Origin of the sequence: Robertmurraya sp. FSL W8-0741, assembly GCF_038004005.1 — a bacterium.
In the GTDB taxonomy this organism is placed as follows: domain Bacteria; phylum Bacillota; class Bacilli; order Bacillales; family Cytobacillaceae; genus Robertmurraya; species Robertmurraya siralis.
This window is the reverse complement of the sequence record NZ_JBBOQG010000001.1, coordinates 3,536,516-3,557,251: the sequence shown is the minus strand read 5'-3', so window position 1 is coordinate 3,557,251 and position 20,736 is coordinate 3,536,516. Positions and strand designations below refer to the sequence as shown.

The following is a 20,736-nucleotide window of genomic DNA, read 5'->3' as shown; positions in this document are numbered from 1 at the left end:
AGGCCTCAGTCATGGGGGGGAAAACAAAAGAACAAAAACAATATCAATCCCTGGAACAAAAACATGAAGTGAAAAGACCCGTATTGAAAAATTGCATTAAGGCGTTTTTTGTTGGAGGGCTTTTCTGCATAGTTGGTCAAGCAATCACCTATTTTTATATTTATTTCTTTAATTTTACTGAACAAACGGCGGGCAATCCAACTGTGGCAACGATGGTTTTTATCTCCATGCTCTTAACTGGATTTGGGGTTTATGATCATATTGGCCAATTCGCTGGAGCTGGCAGTGCGGTTCCTGTTACGGGTTTTGGGAATGCTGTTATCTCGGCTGCAATTGAACATCGAACAGAAGGCTTTGTATTAGGTGTTGGAGGAAATATGTTTAAGCTAGCAGGTTCTGTTATTTTATTCGGAGTTTTTTCTGCTTTTGTTGTTGCTCTAATAAAAGTCCTTCTCATCAAATGGGGGGTTATATAATCATGCGCAAGGGAAAGCAGTCATGGATATTTCCAAATAAACCAGTCATCGTTTCAACCGGTGTATCAGTAGGTCCTTTTGAGGCAAGCGGGAAATTAATTGCTGATTTTGACATCATACATGATGATTTATGGATGGGAGAGGATTCGTACGAGAAAGCGCAACGCGTCTTAATGGAGGAAGCGGCGCAAACGGCGATTCAAAAAGGAAATAAAACTAAAAACGATGTACAATTCTTTATTGCAGGCGATTTGATCAATCAAATTACTCCTTCAAGCATGGCTGCAAGAACCATTCAATTACCGTATATTGGTATTTTTGGCGCATGCTCCACTTCAATGGAGGGACTTGCCTTAGCCTCTTTTATTCTTAATTACAATGGCGCAGATTATGTGGTAACGGGAGCTTCAAGCCACAATGCTGCAACAGAGAAGCAATTTCGTTATCCTACAGAATATGGTGGACAAAAGCCGCCAACTGCCCAGTGGACAGTGACCGGGGCAGGAGCCGCGTTGCTCAAGAAAAACGAAAATGAAAAAGGGTTGCCTGTGACCACTTCTGCTACGATTGGAAAGGTCATTGATCTAGGTATGACAGATCCCTACAATATGGGGGGAGCAATGGCACCTGCCGCAGCTGATACAATTACAGCACACTTTAATGATTTAAGTTTAGATCCCTCTTATTATGACTTAATTCTTACGGGAGATTTGGCGAAAATTGGTAGAGAAATCACCTTTGAACTTTTAAAGAAAAATGGTTTGAATATTGAATGGGAAAAATTCCAAGATTGTGGATTGATGATTTATAAGGATGATCAACCGGTTCAAGCGGGAGCAAGTGGTGCAGGCTGTTCAGCTACAGTATTGTATGGTCATATTCTCAATGAAATGCAAAAAGGGACATATAAAAAAGTACTTGTTGTAGCAACTGGTGCCTTGCTTTCTCCGTTAACATACCAACAAAATGAGAGCATTCCATGTATTGCACATGCGGTTTCAATTGAAATGAACGAATAATAAGGAGGTTTTCTTGTTGTTGCCAATGTTTTTTTGGGCGTTTGTAGTAGGTGGTTTAATATGTGTATTTGGGCAATTATTATTTGATGTTGCTAAATTAACACCAGGCCATACACTCAGCTTGCTCGTCGTAATGGGGGCAATACTCGACGGCATTGGGTTATATGAACCGTTGGCAGATTTTGCTGGAGCTGGTGCGACTGTTCCGATTACAAATTTTGGGAATACCCTTGTACACGGGGCATTACAAGAGGCAGAGAAGCATGGCCTAGTGGGAGTTTTGACAGGGATGTTTGAGGTAACCAGTTCAGGAATTTCAGCTGCGATTGTTTTTGCTTTTATCGGCGCCTTGCTTTTTAAACCAAAAGGATGAGTATGATTCATTTGCGGAATCTATTAAACAGCCTATACACTTTTTTGAACCCGTACATATGTTACTAGTGAGACCGTATAAAGTGAGGTGACATAGATGGGCTTCGGATGTGGCTTTGGAGGATATGGTGGCTACGGATATGGAGGCGCTGGCTATGGCGGATCAACCTTCGTATTAATCGTTGTGTTGTTTATCCTATTAATTATTGTAGGCGCCAGCTTCTATTAATTGCATGAAAGAAATGCCGTTTTGCAAAGAACGGCATTTTTCTTTATGATTATAGAATTGAATATTATGAATTTTCAGGGTTTTACTGCACAATGTAAAATGAGAAAAATGTGTGGAAGGGATGTAGATGAAATGAGGTTTGCTCAAAGGATCGCCTTAATTACAGGGGCAGGCAGTGGGATTGGCAAAGAGGTGGCAATTAGGCTTGCACAAGAAGGGGCAAAGGTGGTGTTAGTGGGAAGGCAGAAGTTAAAATTAGAAGCGGTTGCAACCGAGATTAATAAGACTAAAAAAATTCCCATGGCAGAAATTTTTCAAGCGGATGTGACTGATGAGGAAGATGTTCAGGAGCTTTCCGACTATATCCGTATACATTTTGGTGATCTACATATTCTAGTAAACAATGCAGGCAGTTACCAATGTTCGAAAGCGCTAGAAACCTTAGAGGGGGAATGGGACGATATTCAAAGTGCAAATTTACGAAGTATCTTCCTTGTTTCGAAAGTGCTGGGCAATTTAATGGTTTTACAGTCAAAAGAAGAAAATAGGAGGCAGGGGCGTGCCATCGTTAACGTTGCTTCAATATCTGGACATCAATCAGGAGCACTAATTCCTCATTATAGCGCTGCGAAAGCGGGAGTCATTAATTTTACAAAATCATTAGCTTTAGAGTTGGCACCGTACGGCATTCGTGTCAATTCTGTATCTCCTGGAATTGTTGATGCGCCATTACCAGAAAAGGGTTTGCAATATGAAAAATTTGTAAAAATGATTGAAGAAAATACCGCTTTAGGGAGAATGGGGGAAGCTTCGGAAATTGCGAATGTCATTGTTTTTGCTGCTTCAGAAGAGGCATCTTATATGACGGGAAGCGACATTCTAGTCGATGGAGGTTGGATCATGAAGTAACAATCGTATTTATCGATTATTGTGAAATCTATAAAACTATGAAAAACGCCTTTCTTTAGCTTTTCATATCACCCTTCAGGAGCTACATTCATAAAATGTAAGTAGCTTAAAAAGGAGGCGTAGTTTCACAAAATGGATAATCAATTCTTTAAAAATATCGAGAAGAAGACAGGCGTTAATATGAAGGATGTCTTTGATTTGGCCAATTCATTACAAGGGGCAAATTTCAAGGATGAAAGAACGGTGCGCAACGTGATCAGACGGGTATCACAAATTGCCAACAAACCTGTTAATAAGGAAACGGAAGATAAAATCGTCAAGTCGATTGTTAGTGACGGGAAGCAGCTTGATTTCAACACCATTTCGAAAATGCTTAATAAAAAATAGGTTTAATGAAGGGGCATCTTTTTTTGGAGCCCCTTTGAAAGGCAAATGTGAAAAATTTCATGGGCAAGTTTCAGTTGAAAAAGCTACCACAATTCTTGAAGAGCACTCTTTGGATGATGATAAATTGAGTCTCTAAGTAAATTAGTTAAAATTGCGTACTTCTTATGTAAATGGAGGATGCATAGGCGACGATCGCAGGGGTTTACTAATGAATGGGAGATTTTTAAACAAATTTTGTGAAAATGGTGAAGTTTTTTGCCCTTCCTCGAGAAAATTATGAAAGAGCAGCCGTTTGGGATGCTCTTTCATTTATTTAAGTAAAGCAGCCGATTTCCGAATAAATCTCAAATTCCTTAAGATAAAAGTGCTGAGTTATTGGTTACGATTAATTCTTGTAGGAACCATTTGAACTATAATGATTCCGAAGGCGCTTCTTTTATTATTTTTGCGGATATTATAGATTTCGTAGTTGTGTATAACGCTTTTAATGAGTGCATCTACGTCTAGCGCAAGCAGCCAGAGCCTAACAAACTTCAGGTCCCCTCTCTACGATAAGTCAACCGGAGGCGCTAGCGCTTTTGTTGTGTTTTCCGGAATTGTAGGGTGAAATTCCGGAATTAATGCAATTTTTCCGGAAATACATCCGCTTTTTCCGGAATTAAGCAGAAAAATTCCGGAATTAATCACGCTTTTTCCGGAATTCACCTTCGTTAATTCATCTGGTTCGCTAGGAACGTGAAGAGGGATATTTAAGCCAAAGAAATGGTCTTTTACCTTTACCATTTTCAACCTTGTTTAACTCCCCTTCAAGGGCTGCGTGAACGATAGCCCTTGTATAGCTTAGCTTCATTCTGCTGCTACGCCATATTCTCCGCAGTCCAGCCTGTGTTAACAAGATATACTTGAGCGTTATGCTCATCGATTTTTTCGCCGAGCATTTCTGCATAACGAGTGGCTGGTAATGGAAGAAATAGGAAACGAAAGCAGGTAGAGAACGTCGCTTCAGGAGATGTAACTCCGCGTTCAGTTCCAGCCAGTTTAGAAGTATAGCCGCTTAGAAAATGATACATTGCTTGTTCTTTTGTTAATTTTGCGATTGGCGGCAGCACCCCAAATGCATCAGCAGTTAAAAAGACGATTGCATTCGGATGGCCGGCGATGCTCGGAGCGACAATATTGTCAATAGCTTGAACTGGATAAGTTGCATGGGTGTTTTCCGTTAATGAGCCATCATCATAGTCAGCTAATCGAGTTTCTGGATTACGAATGATATTTTCTAACACCGAATGGCTTCGAAAATTTGCAGTTCTTTTTTATTTTACAGGACTTAAAAAGCGAGAAGGATGGGCATTTTTGCCACGTCGTTTTTCCGGAATCGATAAGTACAATTGCTCCATTGCCCTTGTAATGGCAACATAGAGCAATCTTCTTTCTTCCTCTAATGGAGAAACGTCACCATTGCGGTAAGAATCTAGTGCAAAATCGTGTGGTAAGCTGCCATCAACGGTACTTACTACGTACACAATTTTATATTCCAATCCTTTTGAACGGTGAATGGTACTTAATGTTAAAGCATGATCAAGCGTTTTACTAAGCTTTTTTATTTCTTTATTCATCGCCGTCATATGACTAACATGATCTAAAAATTCAAGAATCGTTTTGAAACCTCGCGCTGCCACTTTTAAATCTCGAATATCGTCAGAGCCTTTATCAAGCTTGTTGCCCTCGTTTCCTCTTTTCTTTATAAAGTCTCCGTACCCTAATTCTTTTTCTAGAATATCCATCGCTGTTACTGGTGAGAGCCGGTGCAATGAACGAATGACAGGAACTAACTTTTTTAGCTTTTTCTCTTGAAAAGCAAAGCCGGTTTTAAATTGACTGACACATTCAAGTAATGAACGATCATTAAGAATACTGTCAGCCTTTAAATCCTGTAGGACGTTATTTTTCACAAATAGTACGGGAAGGATCGAGCGTATGGCTTCTTGATCCTCTTCATTCAACGAAAGTCTTAGAAATGAAAGCATGCCTTTAACGATAAAGCGTTCATAAAAGGGTTCAACATCTTGATCAATTTTAAAAGGGAGACTGGAATTGGCTAACCGCTCAAAAATGGCTCTACTGCTTGTATTTGTCCGAAATAAAATTGCAAAGTCAGAAGGTTCATAGCCTTTTTCAAGTTTCTCCTGTATATCTTGAACGATCATGGTTGCTTCCTCTTCTTCATCATAGGGGAAGAACAGTATGGGCGGGAGTCCAGTAGAAAATTGTGCGTGCATTTCCTTTGTTCTACGCTCCTGATTCTTTTTAATAATTGTATTAGCGGTCGTCACAATTTCATGGCTCGAACGATAATTTTCATTTAAAATAACTAATTTTGTATTTGGAAAATCTTTTTCAAATTCCAGCAGGTATTGTGGGTCACTACCTCGAAATGAATATATAGATTGATCATCATCCCCGACTGCGCAAATATGACTTGAAGCTGACAGCATACGAATCAATTCGTACTGAACTTTATTGATATCTTGAAACTCATCAATAAGAAAATAGCGGAATCGCTTTTGGTAATTTTCAAGTAGGGAAGGGTTCTCTTGAAAAAGCTGGTAGCAGCCAAGGAGCATGTCATCAAAGTCAAATAACCCTTTTTCTTGCTTTGCTTTTTCATAATATTGAAAGAGATAAGCAACCTTTTCCTCCCAAGGAGTTTCAGGCTTAATTTGAGAAGGCAGGATCAATGAATTTTTCCATAAGCCAATTTGTTGCAGTGCCAAATCATAGGCAAACTCCTTCTCATCCAAATCTAACTCTTTGCCACCTAATTTGATAATTTGTTCTTTTTGCCACTCTTTTTTTAATAATTTTTCAGAATTCCATTTATTCCGCTCATGGAAGGATAAAATTCGGTAAAAAATACTATGAAAAGTACCGGCTAATAACTGTTGAATATGCTGCTGTTTCATCTCAGGATATTGATGTAATCGCTCTTTCATTTCTTGAGCTGCTTTAGCTGTAAAGGTGACGAGCATAATGGAGCGGGGATCGACGTTTTTCTCTTGAATCATATAAGCCGTCCGTGCCGTCAGCACCCGCGTTTTTCCACTGCCTGCTCCCGCTAGGACGAGCAAAGGACCTTCAGTCTGAGTGACAGCTTCCAATTGATTCGCATCTAAGGAAAAACCGGATTCTTTCAAGGCTTGTATATAGGGACTGTAAGCCGTCGTCTCCAACTTGTTTGTACTTATAAATGGTGGTGCTTGTTTCACTGATTGTGGAGGTTTGAATTCAGTGCGATGTTTCACTGTTGTAATGGTACGCGAAACTGGGATCTTGAAGCCGTTTCGTTCCAAGTATTCTACGTCTTCCTTAGAGGACTGCTCCACGTCAAATTCAAGCTCCTGACAATTAGCCTTTTTTGTCATATGAAAAAAGTGAGGCTGCTGTTCAATGCCTATGTAGAAGCGAACAGGCTCTCCACAAACCGAACAAAAAAGCTTCCCTTTTCTTCCTTCATCATGAATCGATTGAAAATGTTCTCTATTTAGTTGCTCTATGTTGAGTACATGGTTTTCTAATACGGCTGTTTTCATCATGTTCCCCTTAACTGCTCTCTTGTCTAATGTAAAATGGATGTTTCTTTATAAATACAGACAAGATTTATCATACCAAATCGTATATATATTCTAAAGAGTTTTTGTTCATTTAAAATTTTTAAAAGAGGTGGTTAGCATGGGCTATATTCCTCCGACAACAAACAATCAATATCATCATTACGGCGATAGAGAGTTAAAAAACAGGTATGAACCGTTTCAAATTTTCCCAGTCGAAAGGACAAGGCGGGCTGCAGGCATGACAGATGGAGGAAGATTGGCGAAATTGCCGCAGGATGAGCGAAAATTCAATAAAAAAAGCTCCCCAGTTCAGGAGCTGACGCGAGAATATAGGATTGAAGAGATCTATAGTGAAATTACGGGAAAGGGCCGTTATTTTAATGAAGTCGTTTAGGAGAAGCTAATACGTTTGAATAAATAATTCTTCCCCTTCTCTCCATTCAGCATAGAGAACATCCTTTTCAGAATCGATGCCGAATTTTTTCATTTCATTAAAAAGCATCTCTTCATTCCATTTAATAAACAGTAGATTATCGGCTTCAATTTCTCCATCCAGTATTAAGGTAACCGGCAGCTTAACAGGTGAACGAGGAAGGTTAAGATCACGTATCGTTACTGGTTCATAGCTAGATTTTCTTAAAACGCTAATGGAACCGTCTGTTTCTAAAATGGCATACTCACATTCTCGAACCGAAAAGATTCCTCTTGATCGAAGGAGGTGCTGAAGCTGGTTAATATCCAAATGTGCTTTTTTCAGCATACCGTAATCAATTTTCCCTTTGCGAATAACAATTGATGGTTTCCCTTCTAAAAGCTTGCGCAGCCCTTTCTTTTTTTGTGTTAAGATTTCAGTTATAAAAATAAGAATGCCCCAAATGACAACAGCATAGATGACTTTTTGAAATTTAATGTCATTATCATAAATAGCATTTCCAACTAATTCCCCTAAAATTAAGGCGGAGATAAAATCGAACGGTGTAATCTGTGTAATTTGTGTTTTCCCCATAATCTTTGTTAAAGCAAATAAAGCTATATATCCAAAAATCAATTCAATCAGAATTTGCAAATAACCGTCCATCATTAACCCCCATTCCCCAGTAGTAATTATTTCTTAGTATGGGGAATGGGGCGGTTAAATATTTGTTCTTACTTTAAAAATAGCTTTGTAAAAACTTTCATTGTGGCAAGGGCACCAAGAGACGTGCCCGTTTCTTCTTGAATAAGAACATATCTTTTTAAGAATGGTTAAAGCAAGCGGGAAATCATAATTATCTAGTCAGCATTTTCTGTGACAAAACAAAGCCTATCGGTTAATAAGGCCAAATAAAATGGTATTTATTTCAGCTTCATGGAACTCCCTTTTTTGACGGGTGCTAAGCTGGGAAAGAGCCACTTTTCTCATGTTTCTAAGCTCTAGCCCTCCCATAACAAACAACAGCAATTTTTTCACTCTGCTTTATGAAGTAATCCGTTTGGGTCCACCAGGCCGCACGTTGAGTAGAGTCTCGTTTTTTAAAATTGCTCCTTTATAACTGCTTAACCATTGTTTTGTGAGGAATTCCAGCATCGAGAAATTCCTCTGAAGCAACTTCATAGCCTAAGCCTTCATAAAAAGGAATAGCATGGGTTTGAGCATTCAACTTTAGCTTCCTAATGCCTTCTTTTTTGGCGAACGCTTCGATGCCCTCCATAATTGCTCGTCCTGCACCACTTTTACGCTTATGCTTTAAGACACAAATTCTTTCAACTTTGCCATAGTCGTCAACAACGCGAAAACGTCCTGCACCGACCGACTGACCTTCGTCTTGTAAAAGAAAATGTGTCGACACTGCTTCAAGATTATCGATTTCTTCTTCTAAAGGTACATGCTGTTCATCAACAAACACAATTTTTCGAACGCGATAGACTTCTTCTAGTTGTTCATTAGTAGTAACGGTTATCAAATTCAAGTTTCTCTATTCCTTTCTTAAACGAAATGTTTCATATACGGTCCAAGAACCATTGTCAAGCTGGTAAAGCAAGTGGAATCGATCAATTGTTTCTTCATGATTGATCTCTTGGAGTCTTAGTGAACTATAAACATCTGAATGCTCATCATTTGACAGGTCTTGTCCAACTGTGATGTGGGGGACAAATGAATATTCAGATGGGCTATCGGCAATAACTGCATTTACAGCTTCATGTAAATCGACGATTTCCGGCTCAGGAATAATCTTCATATAAATGACATTATTAACAGGTTGGAAGGAACTAAACTTCGTTACTTTAATCTGAAAAGGTGCAAATCGTTGAGCAGTTTGATGCAATTGGTCAGCGATATCCTTAATATCCACATCATTCACTTCAAAAGTACTCTTTAATGTGATATGTGGGGGAATTAGGGCATAGTGTGGGTCATATCTTTTTCGAAATGAATTTGCTTTGTCTTGTAAGGCTTTGGATGGAAAAATAACAATTCCGTATTTCATTGTATAACCTCCAAAATGTTTAAATTTTTATTTCTGCATATGAAAGGAACAAATAAATAAAGGTTTGTGTCCAATTTTTGTAAACGCTTGTATTTCTATTATAGCAAATAATGGATTTCATTTCTCTATTTGATCATTTTGAAAAGTAAAATGAAGCGTGATTCTATTTCGGAAACATCTTTTTTAAGGCACGTCTAAGATCAGGCTGCCAAAATGTCCATGTATGATTTCCGTCGAATTCTTCATAAAAATAGGGAAATGCTTTACTGTCAATTACAACATTTAGCTCCCGGTTGGGTGTAAGGAAATCTTCAATTTTGTCAGCCGTTGTTTTTACCTCTGTTTCCTGCTTTCCAATTACATGGTAGATTGAAAGCAAATGGGGCTGTTCAAACGCTGCAACATCATCGATTACTTCTTCACTTACAAAAGGTGATTGCAAAATCACTTTGCCGAAGGTATGAGGAAATTGCAATGCTGCTTTTAATGAAACAGTAGCTGCTAACGAATCTCCAATTATAGCTCTTCCTAAGCCCATTTGATAAGTTGGAAATTGCTGATCGAGAAAGGGAACAAGCTCTTTAGCAAGAAAGCGTATGTATGCTTGATGTTGGGTTCCTTGCGGATGATATTTTGCTCGGCGATCCTTCACGTCTTTGTATGGGATTCCGACAATTATGATATTCTCAATCTCTCCAGCATTAATCAATTGATCGGTAGTTCTTCCGATTCGACCGAGTTGAAAATAATCTCTTCCATCTTGAGCAATGACTAATGTGTACTTATACAAAGGGGAGAATGAAGCTGGCAAATAAACCAGTATGGGAATGGTTTCAGTTAATTCCTTGCTTGCAAACGAAAATTCCGTAATGCGCCCTTTTGAAAATTCCATTGCTAATCCCTCCTTGCATTTATGTTTTAGGCTAATTGGTGAGTTACATCGTATTTACAGAAGATTGTACCATAGGAGATTTAGAAATACATTTTTAAATGACTTAGTCACGTCATTGCCGGTAGAATTTTGCTGATTTATCCAGAGGGCATGACAGATATGATTGGACTTGTCATCTTCCTTATTCTTGCTGCCTTACAATTTTTTTAAAGGCAAAGGTACTGCAAAACCAGAAACAGTTAGCGAATAAACCAAAAAGGAAGTTCTCATGGGAGAGCTTCCTTTTTTGTCTTAACTGATTTCTTTATGAAAGGTTCTAACTGGCATTAATGATAAAATCTGCTCAATTTTAAATAACCTTGTTTGCCTACGCATAAAGCAATATGCTCGAACCATCGAACCGTTGATTTCTTTCACAATTATTTTCCGCTGCGTAATTTGATTCGAAGAGGAAATATAAATCATTTCAACAGGAATTTGCTCTTCTAGAGATTTTGTTAGTAACTTACTCATGGAGAAACACCACTTTCTGTTTAAGTGCTAAATGCGACTTTATGTTTTTATTATATGCGAACTTATGTTCTTTATGCAAGGGGAAGGAGAATGTGTGTTCTCTTTTTGTTGAAATAAACCATATTGACAAATTATTTTAGACAAGTATAATAATATCTATACTTCATCAAATGATCTGTTAGCTCAGCTGGGAGAGCATCACCTTGACAGGGTGGGGGTCGGGGGTTCAAGTCCCTCACAGGTCATCATAATCAAAAGGCTGGAATTCTTGATATATCAAGGGTTTCAGCCTTTTTTTGTTTTTCATCCTGGTACGCACATTGAGACGAAATTTTGGATTTGCTAACCCATTTCAAAATTTCAATACGAATATGATTATGTTGGAATGCCTGGCACGAGAGTAAAAACTCATAAATGTTTATATTGAAGGAAACCATCTCTTTTTGTTGAATTAAGTAGAAAGTTGAAAATGACAATCCGCAAATAATTTCAAATTTGAGAAACAATGGAGCAATATAAGACCCTATAAACGAGTGTTGAACACTTTTCGGTAAGTGCTTTTTTTTTCTTTATATTCGAGAAATTGCATTTACCCTGGTTCTTTCATAATCTCTATAAATCTGATAATAAAATTTCACGAAAGATTAACCATAGCTACGATAACTGCTCCTAAAACAAAATTCGTTTCTTTTGGCAAATTAAAATTTTACTTTGCTTTCAATGTACATCATAAATAATACAACAGAAAAGTAATCATGCTCTAAAATGTAGTAAATAATAGATTGTAGTCTAATATTTTCAAAGTTATTCAAAAAGTTATGTTAATAAGAGAGTTAGGTTGTCGTCCCCGTTAGTAAAATACCTTATAGATAAGAGAGCTTTTCAAAAAATGTACTTTACACAGCTAGACATGCTCAAAAAAAGGGAACTAACGTATATTGTTGATAACTATCTTTATTAGGAGAGATATGTTTTGTACAACTATAATAGTCCGAATTTGAACCGCTTCATTAACCGTTACCACTATGCTATGCCATATCTATATCCAACCACTGCAAGTCCAAACTGTTATAGAAATAATCGCTATACAACTCGGGTAAAATCATTTTCCAAAGATGAAGCAGCAGCAATCGCTGTACTTTTAGGTATTGATTTTAATAAAAGCAAGTTTGATTTAGATGAGTTTTGGATGGGAGTAAATACAGAGCTAGAACATGGGAAAATATCGAGCCAGACCAATGTTACAGGCGATGATCCAATTATTACTGGAAAAATTGCTTTGGCACATCTTAATGAGTTCCCTGATTATTACAAAAGATTAAAGGTACTTGAAGATGAAGCTAAAGCTTATTGGAATAAATGACTTAATTGAATAGTTTGTATTTGCATTGAAAGATTTAAGCACCCGTTAATCCGTAAAACGAATTGTGACTGCGCTTGTGGAATTTATCGAAGTAACTTTACATTAGTTGAACAGAGAGTAGAATGTAAACAGACAAATATTTTGCCAAGTAAAGCAACACAGCACAACTAGATAATATCAACTAGTTGTGCCTTTGTCGGCTTCCTGTGCTTAACCTCTATTAATCAATATCTTGGATAATTTTTTCTAAGAATTCACCCATCCGTTTAACGGCTGGTTCAGAAAAATCAAAACTGACGCCTGTTTCTTCATAAATTGCTGCGATGGATTGATTATAATCAGCACCTGCCCCTTTTTTAAAAGCTTCAACAGTCCGCTCTGGATTGCTCCGATAATTTTCAAGTAATTGGAGTGCACCAAGCATTGACATGGAGTATTCAATATTATAGAAAGGGTATTGGAAATAATGAATGGTTCCTGCCCAGCTCATCCCAACTTCTTCCTCAAGTCCAGAAGTATCAACAGGATTTAAACCATAGCGTTTCGAGATTTCGTAGTATTTTTCATCCCGCTCCTTGGCAGTGTGGTTAGGATTTGTATACATCCAATGCTGGAAAAGATCCCCTGACAATGGGCCGAATAACATCGTAAATGCCCTTCTCAGCTCTTCCCGCTGCGCACTTTTGAAATCTTCCTCATCTGGATAAAAACGATCCAGCTTATCCAGTAACAATAACTCCATTCCATGAGAATACAATTCAGCAACTTCCGAGCGGAGTTGGTAGCGTTCAATAGGACCGTGTTCAGAAAACTCAAGGTAGCCATTTACCGCATGGCCCATTTCATGAATTAATGCGATCAAAGAGAAAAAGGAAGGACTGAAGTTCGCAAAAACAAAGGTATCCCCTGAAACGGGTAAGAAGGTGCAGAAACCGCCTGGGCTTTTTCCTTTCCGCTCTCCAAGATCTAGCAACCCGTTCTCTCTCATGTGATTGAATCGGTCTGCAAAATAGGGGTCAGTTTTTCCTAACATTTCCGTGACACCATCCATAAGCGCAGACACTTCGGAATACGGTGGCTTCTTCATCAATTTAGCCGAATTGTCCCATGGGCGATATGTATCGACACCGAGCTTGGATTTAAAAATAGCTGCGAGTCGATTCCAAGCTGGGATAATATGTTTCTCTACATTTTCATGAAATTCATAACAATCTTGGACACTATACTCCCGATTTTTAGCGACAAACATATAATCTCGATAATTTTCAAAGCCAGAATTTAAAGCGATTTGATGGCGTAATTGAATGAGTTCATCCATGAGGGCGTCCATTTCAGGCTTAATTTGACGAAAGGCAGTTCCCATCTTTTTATAAGCTTTTTCTCGCACGGCTCGATCTAGATGATCAAGCTGGGCTTGGATAAATGGAAAAGGTTTTTCCTCTCCTTCCCATTCAACTGTTAATCCTCCCATAATTTCACTGTACTTGGTAGAAAGCTCTTGTTCTTTCACTTTTAATGGAATATTTTCTTCTCTGAACAGTTTAATTTTAGACTCACGAACACGTCGCATGAGACCATAACGAGTTTCATCTAATTGATGAAAATAGGGCGACTCACATAATTTTTCATTTAGTTTAGCTTCATATTTCATTAAGAGTGGTTGGACGACCTGCTGATCGTGCAGATAGATTGACTTAATGCTCTCATCCTCTGTATTCCTATAAAAATCGACTTGGTGACCTGTCATCGCCTCTTCGATTTTTATCATGAACTTTCGTTCTTCTTTTAACCACTTTTCTAGGTCAGTAACAGATGTAATGGGGATGTCAAGTAAGCTTTGAATTTGAGCTTCTACCTCTTTTACATCTTGTAAATCTATTAATTCTTTATAATAAGAATGACTTACTTCTTTTGTCATGAATTCCTCTCCCTCGCCTTTTTAAATTTTCTTAAAATTAATATTATCATATTATTGAATATTAGGTCTAAGAATCGTTTTTTAAATTAATTGGCCCAATAGCTTTTGCGGACTATCACAAATGGGAAGAAAATCAACTGATGGCGGGAGAATCGTTGGAGGAAAAAAGATGGGGGGGACTTTTCAAGTGTGGAGACCAATATGGAATTTGGTGCTTGAATATATTTGAGAAAATTGTGCAACAATTCTAAGGGAGCGGAACCTTACTTTAAGGGGAACTATCTACTTTACTTTCAACGTAAAAAAGTGTAATATTTGTGACGATATTGTGAAATAACACACGTGATCTTGACATGTAATAACTATTATATAATATTTATTATAAATAAAATTTTATAAAATTTTATTACATAAATTTTTGGGAGGAATTTTTAAAATGTCTTTAATCGGAAAAGAAGTATTACCATTCACAGCACAAGCGTATCACAATGGAGATTTTATCACTGTAAGTGATGAAAATTTCAAAGGGAAATGGAGTGTCGTTTGTTTTTACCCTGCGGATTTCACATTTGTTTGCCCAACTGAGCTTGAAGATCTGCAAAATGAATATGCTACATTAAAGGAACTTGGAGTTGAAGTATACTCCGTTTCTACAGATACTCATTTCACACATAAAGCTTGGCATGATCATTCAGAAGCAATTAGCAAAATTGAGTATATTATGATTGGTGACCCTTCACAAAAACTCACTCGTAACTTTGAAGTTTTGGATGAAGAAGCAGGACTTGCTCAACGCGGCACTTTCATCATTGATCCAGATGGCATTGTTCAAGCTGTTGAGATCAACGCTGACGGCATCGGACGTGATGCAAGCACATTGGTAAACAAAATTAAAGCGGCACAATATGTACGCAACAATCCAGGCGAAGTTTGCCCGGCAAAATGGCAAGAAGGCGGAGAAACACTGAAGCCAAGTCTTGATCTTGTAGGGAAAATTTAAGGAGTAATATCATGTTATTAGAAGCAGATATTAAAGCACAGTTAGCTCAATATCTTCAGATGATGGAGGGTGACATTCTTCTTAAAGTGAGTGCTGGAGATGACCAAGTATCCCACGATATGCTTGCTTTAGTAGATGAAATATCATCAATGTCTTCCCACATTAAAGTAGAGAAGACAACTTTAGAGCGAACACCTAGCTTCAGTGTGAATCGCATCGGGGAGGATACAGGCATTACATTTGCCGGAGTTCCCCTTGGACATGAATTCACTTCACTCGTTCTCGCTCTTCTTCAAGTAAGTGGACGTGCTCCAAAAGTGGATCCGAAAGTCATCGAGCAAGTGAAGAAGATTGAAGGTGAGTTTCACTTTGAATCCTATATAAGCTTGACTTGCCATAACTGTCCTGATGTTGTTCAGGCTCTGAACGTGATGAGCATTCTTCATCCTGGAATCAGTCACACCATGATTGATGGTGCTGCTTTTAAGGAAGAAGTGGAGAAAAAAGACATTATGGCTGTTCCTACGGTTTTCCTTAATGGTGAACCGTTTGGCAGCGGGCGTATGACCCTGGAGGAAATTTTGGCGAAAATAGGCAGTGATCCAGATGCTTCAGAACTTACTGACAAGGAACCCTATGATGTCCTTGTCGTTGGAGGGGGACCTGCTGGTGCTAGTGCCGCTGTATATGCAGCACGTAAAGGGATTCGTACGGGGATTGTCGCGGAGCGTTTCGGCGGTCAAATTATGGATACACTCGGAATTGAAAACTTCATTAGCGTTAAGTACACAGAGGGTCCTAAGCTTGCAGCAAGCCTTGAGGAGCATGTAAAACAGTATGAAAATATTGATGTTATGAACCTCCAGCGTGCAAAGCGTTTAGAGAAAAAGGATCTAGTTGAGGTTGAACTTGAAAATGGGGCCGTGTTAAAGAGTAAAACGGTCATACTTTCAACAGGTGCGCGTTGGCGCAATGTTGGCGTTCCGGGCGAGTTAGAGTTCAAAAATAAAGGGGTAGCCTACTGCCCTCACTGTGACGGTCCATTATTCGAAGGAAAACGTGTAGCCGTTATCGGTGGCGGTAATTCTGGAATTGAAGCTGCCATTGATTTGGCCGGTATTGTGAAGCATGTCACAGTGATTGAATTTGCTCCAGAACTAAAGGCGGACTCCGTCCTTCAAGAGCGATTAACCAGTTTAGCAAACGTAACGGTGATCAAGAACGCTCAAACGACAGAAATTACAGGTACTGACAAAGTAAATGGGATTTCGTATAAGGATCGGGCAACAGAAGAAATTCACCATATTGAATTAGAAGGAGTCTTCGTTCAAATCGGTCTTGTACCGAATACAGAATGGTTGGACGGCATCATTGAGCGCAATCGTCTCGGTGAAATTATCGTCGACAAGCGCGGTTCAACGACGGTACCTGGCGTCTTTGCAGCAGGAGACTGTACCGACAGTGCCTATAAACAAATCATTATTTCAATGGGTTCCGGTGCAACGGCAGCATTAGGTGCCTTTGATTACTTAATTCGAAATTAAGTTGGTAGAAGTGGTGAGATGAAAGCTGTGTCAAAAAGTTGTTTAAAATGACTTTTTGATCTCAGCTTTTTCTTCGTTATGTTTCGGTGTTGATTTTTGGCTCATTTCGTGTGAAATTAAGGTTTCATACGAAATGAGCCAGAAATCGTTATATTAACAATGTCAATATATGAAAAAGAAACTGAAGTCAGCTTTCGCATACTTTCCAACATGTATATCCTGATTTCTGATTATTTTAACTTTAGTATATATTGCCTGTTTTCAAAGTGATTTTCTTTGTAATTCATCCCTTCAAGAGATCATTTATGATTGGCTGTTTATTTTAATGTAATCACTCGATGTTTCATGATATCCAAAGAAACAGGTTTTGAGAAACTCATAAGGAATCGATATGCTGGTAATAATAAATGAATAATTACTTGAAACGAGAGTTTTTTGGATCGATTTATTTCGTAAAAATGTGGAGGTTGGCAGGTGAGATATACCGTATTTTATTCATTAGGGTTAGTAACTTTTTTTGTCTTATTGGTTGTATTATTTATTCTTTTAGACCAACTTATTATTCACAGATTTTTCGATCCCCTTCAAGTTCCCTCTTTTATCCTTAATGGAATCCTATTGATTTTATTGATACCACTATTATTATTATTTTTGAATTACATAAGGAAAGAACGTCAGAAATACATTGCTTCCCAAATGGAAATACAGAAATATAAACTGACCTTGGAAAAATCTACTATAGCTGCTTATATTATAAGTGATAAAGGGTTCTTGTATATTAGTCCTGCCTTTGCAGAGTTATTTGGCTATTCCAGAGAAGAATTTTATGAAGGGAAAATTGCTCTAAATGATCTCATAGAAGTTGAATTTCACGATATAGTTTCTAAAAACATGAAAGATAGACTTAAAGGAAAAGATGTTGTAGCCAATTACCAAATAAAGGCTCGAAGAAAAGATGGGACTGAGCTATATTTAGAGTTGTATCCTTCACTAGAAGTGTTTAATGGTATAAATGTTATTATTGGAAATGTAATAAATAGAACTGAGAAACATTTTATGCTAATTGAATTGGAGAAACGTGAAAAGGCTCTAACTCAGGCGCAGAAAACGGCCGGAATTTTTTATTGGGAATACGATATTCTTCGTGATGAGCTTATTTGGAGCACCCCCATTTACGAACTGCTTGAAATTCCAGAGCATGAGGAAGCAAGTTTTGAATTATTGCTATCAAAAGTTCATCCCGATGACCGGGAGGTACTGTTAATTAGTAAGGAACAGGAACTAAAGGGGCGCTCTATTACGAATGTGTTCCGGGTTCTTAGAAAAGACGGTACAATAAGCACGGTATATACCGTATCACAATCCATGCTAGATGATAAAGGTCAAGCCACCATGGTTGTTGGAACGATGCAAGACATGACAAAAAGACTCAATGAGGAAGATCGATTAGAACGTTCAGAAATTCAATATAAATCCCTTTTTGAAAATAATTTAGACACGGTTGTTTTACTTGATCTGGAGGGCAATGTTTTATCAATTAATGAGATGGGTTTAAGCACATTTGGTTACACCAAAGAAGAGATTGTACACCAAAATGCCATCAACGTCGTTTCACCAGAGTACACGGAAGCAGCAAAGCGTTTATTTGTGCAAGTATTGCTGGGAGAACCTAAAAGGGTTCAACTCCAAGTCATTCATAAGCAAGGACACTTTGTTGATTTAGATATAACCGTCATGCCAATCACTGTGAAGTCGGAAGTAGAAGGTGTCTTTTGCATCGCTAAAGATGTAACGGAACAAAAAGAACATGTCAAAACTATTGAAAAGTTAGCTTATCAGGATCATTTAACAGGATTACCAAATCGAAGAAGACTTTTGGAGCTAATGACATTACATCTTGAAGAAGCGAAAAATAATTCTCTTATGATGGGTATTTTATATATTGACCTCGATCGTTTGAAATTTGTTAATGATAATTTAGGTCATGTTTATGGAGATGAACTAATTATAGAAGCGGGGAAACGGATACTTACTAGCATTCGAGCTGAAGATACCCTTGCTCGAGTGGGGGGAGATGAGTTTGTTGTCATCATCCCTAATATCCCAGATCTAGAAATTACTACAAAAATTGCAAAAGGGATTATGGATTCCTTTAAAGCAGGTTTTATCATTGGTAATAAATTGTTTCGTACGACAGCGAGCATCGGAATTAGTGCATTTCCTACTCACGGCACGGAAATAAATGATCTGATTAGCAAAGCGGATAAAGCAATGTATTTTGTAAAATCAAGTGGTAAGGATCATTTTAAAATTTTTGAGTCAAATTTAAGCGAAAAAGAAAAAAGAAAGTTTATTTTGCAGACTAGCTTAGAAAGTTCTCTTAAGAATAAAGCCTTTTATCTGATGTATCAACCTAGAATGGATGTTCAAACAGGGAGAACTTCTACATTTGAATCTTTAATAAGATGGGATAACCCCGAATTAGGTTTAGTGAATCCAAGCGAATTTATCAAGATAGCAGAGGAAACTGGGGACATCGTCCCTTTGGGAGAGTGGGTACTTTCGGAGTCTTTGCGAACTTTGAAACATCTTCATTTGTCTGGGATGAAACATTTAAAAGTCTCTGTCAATGTTTCAGTGAGGCAATTATACCATTCACACTTTGACCAAACGATAAGTTCCATGCTCCAACAATATCAGTTGCCTCCTAGTTCTTTGGAACTTGAAGTGACTGAGAGTATGCTTATAAATGATGACCAAGAAATATCAAATGTTTTAAAAAGTTTACGTGCCCAAGGCGTATGTTTATCAATTGATGACTTTGGCACAGGCAATTCGTCAATCTCCTATTTGAAAAGATTATCAGTTGATGTACTTAAAATTGACCGTTCATTTATAACAGGTTTACCGGGTGCAAAGGAGAATGCGGCAATTACGGCTGCAATGATCAATCTCGCACATGATTTAAACATCAAGGTAGTTTGTGAAGGAATTGAGACAAAGGAAGAGTTAGCAGCAATTATAAAAATGAATTCCGATGAAGTACAAGGATATTTCATCAGTTATCCATTATCAAAAGAAGATCTGTTTCTTTTTTTAAACAATGAAACTGTGAAGGGGAGGAAACTTTTAGATCATTTCAAGCCTCCTGCTGACTAAAAGGCTGTGTACGCTTTTTCATTGAAATGATGGCGTTTTTCGGAGTATAAAGGATGAAGAAACAGGGGTGTGTGGTAAAAAAATCCAACACCGCACGATAGGGGATATATGGAAATGATGTAATCTACTTTATACGGTTTCCCAATAAAATTTAATAATGAGAAAGGAGAGCACGTTACATGCTCTCCTCCTTGCTAACGACGATGTTCAACCAGGTCGATTGTTCCTAGTACAATGTGGGCTAAACCAAAACCGAATACGGTATTTGCGATCATTTTATTAGAACCGCGTTTTTGTTTTAAAGCGTAACCAGTAGCAGTAACTGCGGCACCTAATACAGTTGGGATCATACCTTCACGAATATTCAAAATAAAACCCCTCCACATCGAAGTTAACTTGGTGTATTAACACCGATTTATATTATTACCGTAATTCTAATAATTATCATTCAATATTATGATAAAAAGTGTAAAAGAATGGGCAATTGTCCACTCACCTCATTTAGAGCAGTTTATTCATCATCCTTCAATTTCGATAAATCTGCATCTTCGCCAAACTCAGTTGCATAATTAGGATTTCTATTTGTTTGTCGTCTATCATCGTTTCGCTCAACTTCTTCATTCATCGGCGAAAATAAAAGACTTAAGCAAATTAATCCACTCAATCCAACAAGACCGTAAATTAATCTGGACAAAAATGCTTCTTGACCACCAAATATAGCTGCTACTAGGTCAAATTGAAAAAATCCAATGAGGCCCCAGTTAATCGCTCCGATAATAATTAATGTCAGTGCGATGCGTTGAATGATTTTCATAAATAAAAACTCCTTTAAATATGAATTTGATTACAGTAATAACATTTGTACAGATATTCGTT

General features: G+C 37.9%; 20 protein-coding genes, 1 tRNA gene and 1 pseudogene. 12 read left to right on the top strand and 10 right to left on the bottom strand.

The genetic code is table 11. The features are described from left to right. The first annotated feature begins 11 nt into the window (after window positions 1-11). From spoVAC to NST02_RS17160, 6 genes are all read left to right on the top strand, one after another. Window positions 12-476, top strand: a complete 465-nt coding sequence (gene spoVAC, locus NST02_RS17185) for a stage V sporulation protein AC (protein WP_095310109.1) — start codon at window positions 12-14, stop codon at window positions 474-476. A gap of 2 nt (window positions 477-478) precedes the next feature. Continuing rightward, window positions 479-1,495 carry a stage V sporulation protein AD gene (spoVAD, locus tag NST02_RS17180; protein ID WP_137742702.1) on the top strand — a complete coding sequence of 339 codons (1,017 nt, stop codon included), beginning with the start codon at window positions 479-481 and terminating at the stop codon, window positions 1,493-1,495. A 16-nt stretch (window positions 1,496-1,511) separates the two neighbouring features. Then, window positions 1,512-1,868 (top strand): stage V sporulation protein AE, encoded by a 357-nt coding sequence (spoVAE, locus tag NST02_RS17175; protein WP_095310113.1) that lies wholly within the window; start codon window positions 1,512-1,514, stop codon window positions 1,866-1,868. 96 nt (window positions 1,869-1,964) lie between these two features. Continuing rightward, the gene (locus NST02_RS17170) at window positions 1,965-2,096 is read left to right on the top strand and encodes a YjcZ family sporulation protein (RefSeq protein ID WP_095310115.1); all 132 of its coding nucleotides are present in this window, start codon (window positions 1,965-1,967) and stop codon (window positions 2,094-2,096) included. Between the two features lie 132 nt (window positions 2,097-2,228). Further along, window positions 2,229-3,005: an SDR family NAD(P)-dependent oxidoreductase gene (locus NST02_RS17165; protein WP_137742703.1), complete on the top strand. Its 777-nt coding sequence runs from the start codon at window positions 2,229-2,231 to the stop codon at window positions 3,003-3,005. A 132-nt stretch (window positions 3,006-3,137) separates the two neighbouring features. Next, entirely contained in the window at window positions 3,138-3,392 is a 255-nt protein-coding gene (locus NST02_RS17160) for a stage VI sporulation protein F (RefSeq protein ID WP_095310119.1), read from the top strand. A gap of 711 nt (window positions 3,393-4,103) precedes the next feature. Here NST02_RS17160 and NST02_RS17155 read toward each other — a convergent pair. Together NST02_RS17155 and NST02_RS17150 are read right to left on the bottom strand one after the other, a co-directional pair. Then, window positions 4,104-4,687 (bottom strand): annotated as a pseudogene (locus NST02_RS17155) (phosphoenolpyruvate carboxykinase (ATP)); the annotation flags it as partial. Window positions 4,688-4,705: 18 nt separating this feature from the next. Next, the gene (locus NST02_RS17150) at window positions 4,706-6,982 is read right to left on the bottom strand and encodes an ATP-dependent helicase (protein ID WP_340950019.1); all 2,277 of its coding nucleotides are present in this window, start codon (window positions 6,980-6,982) and stop codon (window positions 4,706-4,708) included. Between the two features lie 139 nt (window positions 6,983-7,121). Here NST02_RS17150 and NST02_RS17145 point away from each other — a divergent pair, with 139 nt between their 5' ends. Further along, the gene (locus NST02_RS17145; protein WP_095310122.1) at window positions 7,122-7,397 is read left to right on the top strand and encodes a hypothetical protein; all 276 of its coding nucleotides are present in this window, start codon (window positions 7,122-7,124) and stop codon (window positions 7,395-7,397) included. A gap of 6 nt (window positions 7,398-7,403) precedes the next feature. Here the strand turns inward: NST02_RS17145 and NST02_RS17140 are convergent, their stop codons facing one another. The 5 genes from NST02_RS17140 to NST02_RS17120 form a co-directional block, all read right to left on the bottom strand. Further along, window positions 7,404-8,081, bottom strand: a complete 678-nt coding sequence (locus NST02_RS17140; RefSeq protein ID WP_095310124.1) for a DUF421 domain-containing protein — start codon at window positions 8,079-8,081, stop codon at window positions 7,404-7,406. 448 nt (window positions 8,082-8,529) lie between these two features. Further along, entirely contained in the window at window positions 8,530-8,952 is a 423-nt protein-coding gene (locus NST02_RS17135; protein ID WP_095310126.1) for a GNAT family N-acetyltransferase, read from the bottom strand. A gap of 6 nt (window positions 8,953-8,958) precedes the next feature. After that, window positions 8,959-9,471 (bottom strand): YjcG family protein, encoded by a 513-nt coding sequence (locus NST02_RS17130; protein WP_095310128.1) that lies wholly within the window; start codon window positions 9,469-9,471, stop codon window positions 8,959-8,961. A gap of 163 nt (window positions 9,472-9,634) precedes the next feature. Next, window positions 9,635-10,363 (bottom strand): alpha/beta hydrolase, encoded by a 729-nt coding sequence (locus NST02_RS17125; protein ID WP_340949315.1) that lies wholly within the window; start codon window positions 10,361-10,363, stop codon window positions 9,635-9,637. Window positions 10,364-10,654: 291 nt separating this feature from the next. Next, a complete protein-coding gene (locus NST02_RS17120) occupies window positions 10,655-10,876 on the bottom strand; it encodes a hypothetical protein (protein WP_095310132.1) in 222 nt (73 codons plus the stop codon). A 172-nt stretch (window positions 10,877-11,048) separates the two neighbouring features. Here NST02_RS17120 and NST02_RS17115 point away from each other — a divergent pair. Together NST02_RS17115 and NST02_RS17110 are read left to right on the top strand one after the other, a co-directional pair. Next, window positions 11,049-11,121: transfer RNA gene (locus NST02_RS17115), tRNA-Val, on the top strand. Window positions 11,122-11,849: 728 nt separating this feature from the next. Next, a complete protein-coding gene (locus NST02_RS17110) occupies window positions 11,850-12,239 on the top strand; it encodes a DUF5661 family protein (protein WP_170943576.1) in 390 nt (129 codons plus the stop codon). A gap of 220 nt (window positions 12,240-12,459) precedes the next feature. On the opposite strand, the gene NST02_RS17105 is transcribed toward NST02_RS17110, so the two are convergent. Then, on the bottom strand, window positions 12,460-14,157 hold the full coding sequence (locus NST02_RS17105; RefSeq protein WP_095310134.1) for a M3 family oligoendopeptidase: 1,698 nt from the start codon (window positions 14,155-14,157) through the stop codon (window positions 12,460-12,462). 436 nt (window positions 14,158-14,593) lie between these two features. Between NST02_RS17105 and ahpC the strand changes: the two genes are divergently transcribed. The 3 genes from ahpC (at window position 14,594) to NST02_RS17090 (ending at window position 19,860) form a co-directional block, all read left to right on the top strand. Then, on the top strand, window positions 14,594-15,157 hold the full coding sequence (gene ahpC, locus NST02_RS17100; protein WP_137742706.1) for an alkyl hydroperoxide reductase subunit C: 564 nt from the start codon (window positions 14,594-14,596) through the stop codon (window positions 15,155-15,157). An 11-nt stretch (window positions 15,158-15,168) separates the two neighbouring features. After that, entirely contained in the window at window positions 15,169-16,701 is a 1,533-nt protein-coding gene (gene ahpF / locus NST02_RS17095) for an alkyl hydroperoxide reductase subunit F (RefSeq protein WP_137742707.1), read from the top strand. Window positions 16,702-17,175: 474 nt separating this feature from the next. Continuing rightward, on the top strand, window positions 17,176-19,860 hold the full coding sequence (locus NST02_RS17090; RefSeq protein ID WP_095311208.1) for a sensor domain-containing protein: 2,685 nt from the start codon (window positions 17,176-17,178) through the stop codon (window positions 19,858-19,860). A 194-nt stretch (window positions 19,861-20,054) separates the two neighbouring features. Here the strand turns inward: NST02_RS17090 and NST02_RS17085 are convergent, their stop codons facing one another. Both NST02_RS17085 and NST02_RS17080 read right to left on the bottom strand, forming a co-directional pair. Next, the gene (locus tag NST02_RS17085) at window positions 20,055-20,228 is read right to left on the bottom strand and encodes an asparagine synthase (RefSeq protein ID WP_095311205.1); all 174 of its coding nucleotides are present in this window, start codon (window positions 20,226-20,228) and stop codon (window positions 20,055-20,057) included. A 143-nt stretch (window positions 20,229-20,371) separates the two neighbouring features. Continuing rightward, the gene (locus tag NST02_RS17080; RefSeq protein WP_095311203.1) at window positions 20,372-20,674 is read right to left on the bottom strand and encodes a DUF378 domain-containing protein; all 303 of its coding nucleotides are present in this window, start codon (window positions 20,672-20,674) and stop codon (window positions 20,372-20,374) included. Window positions 20,675-20,736: the final 62 nt, after the last annotated feature.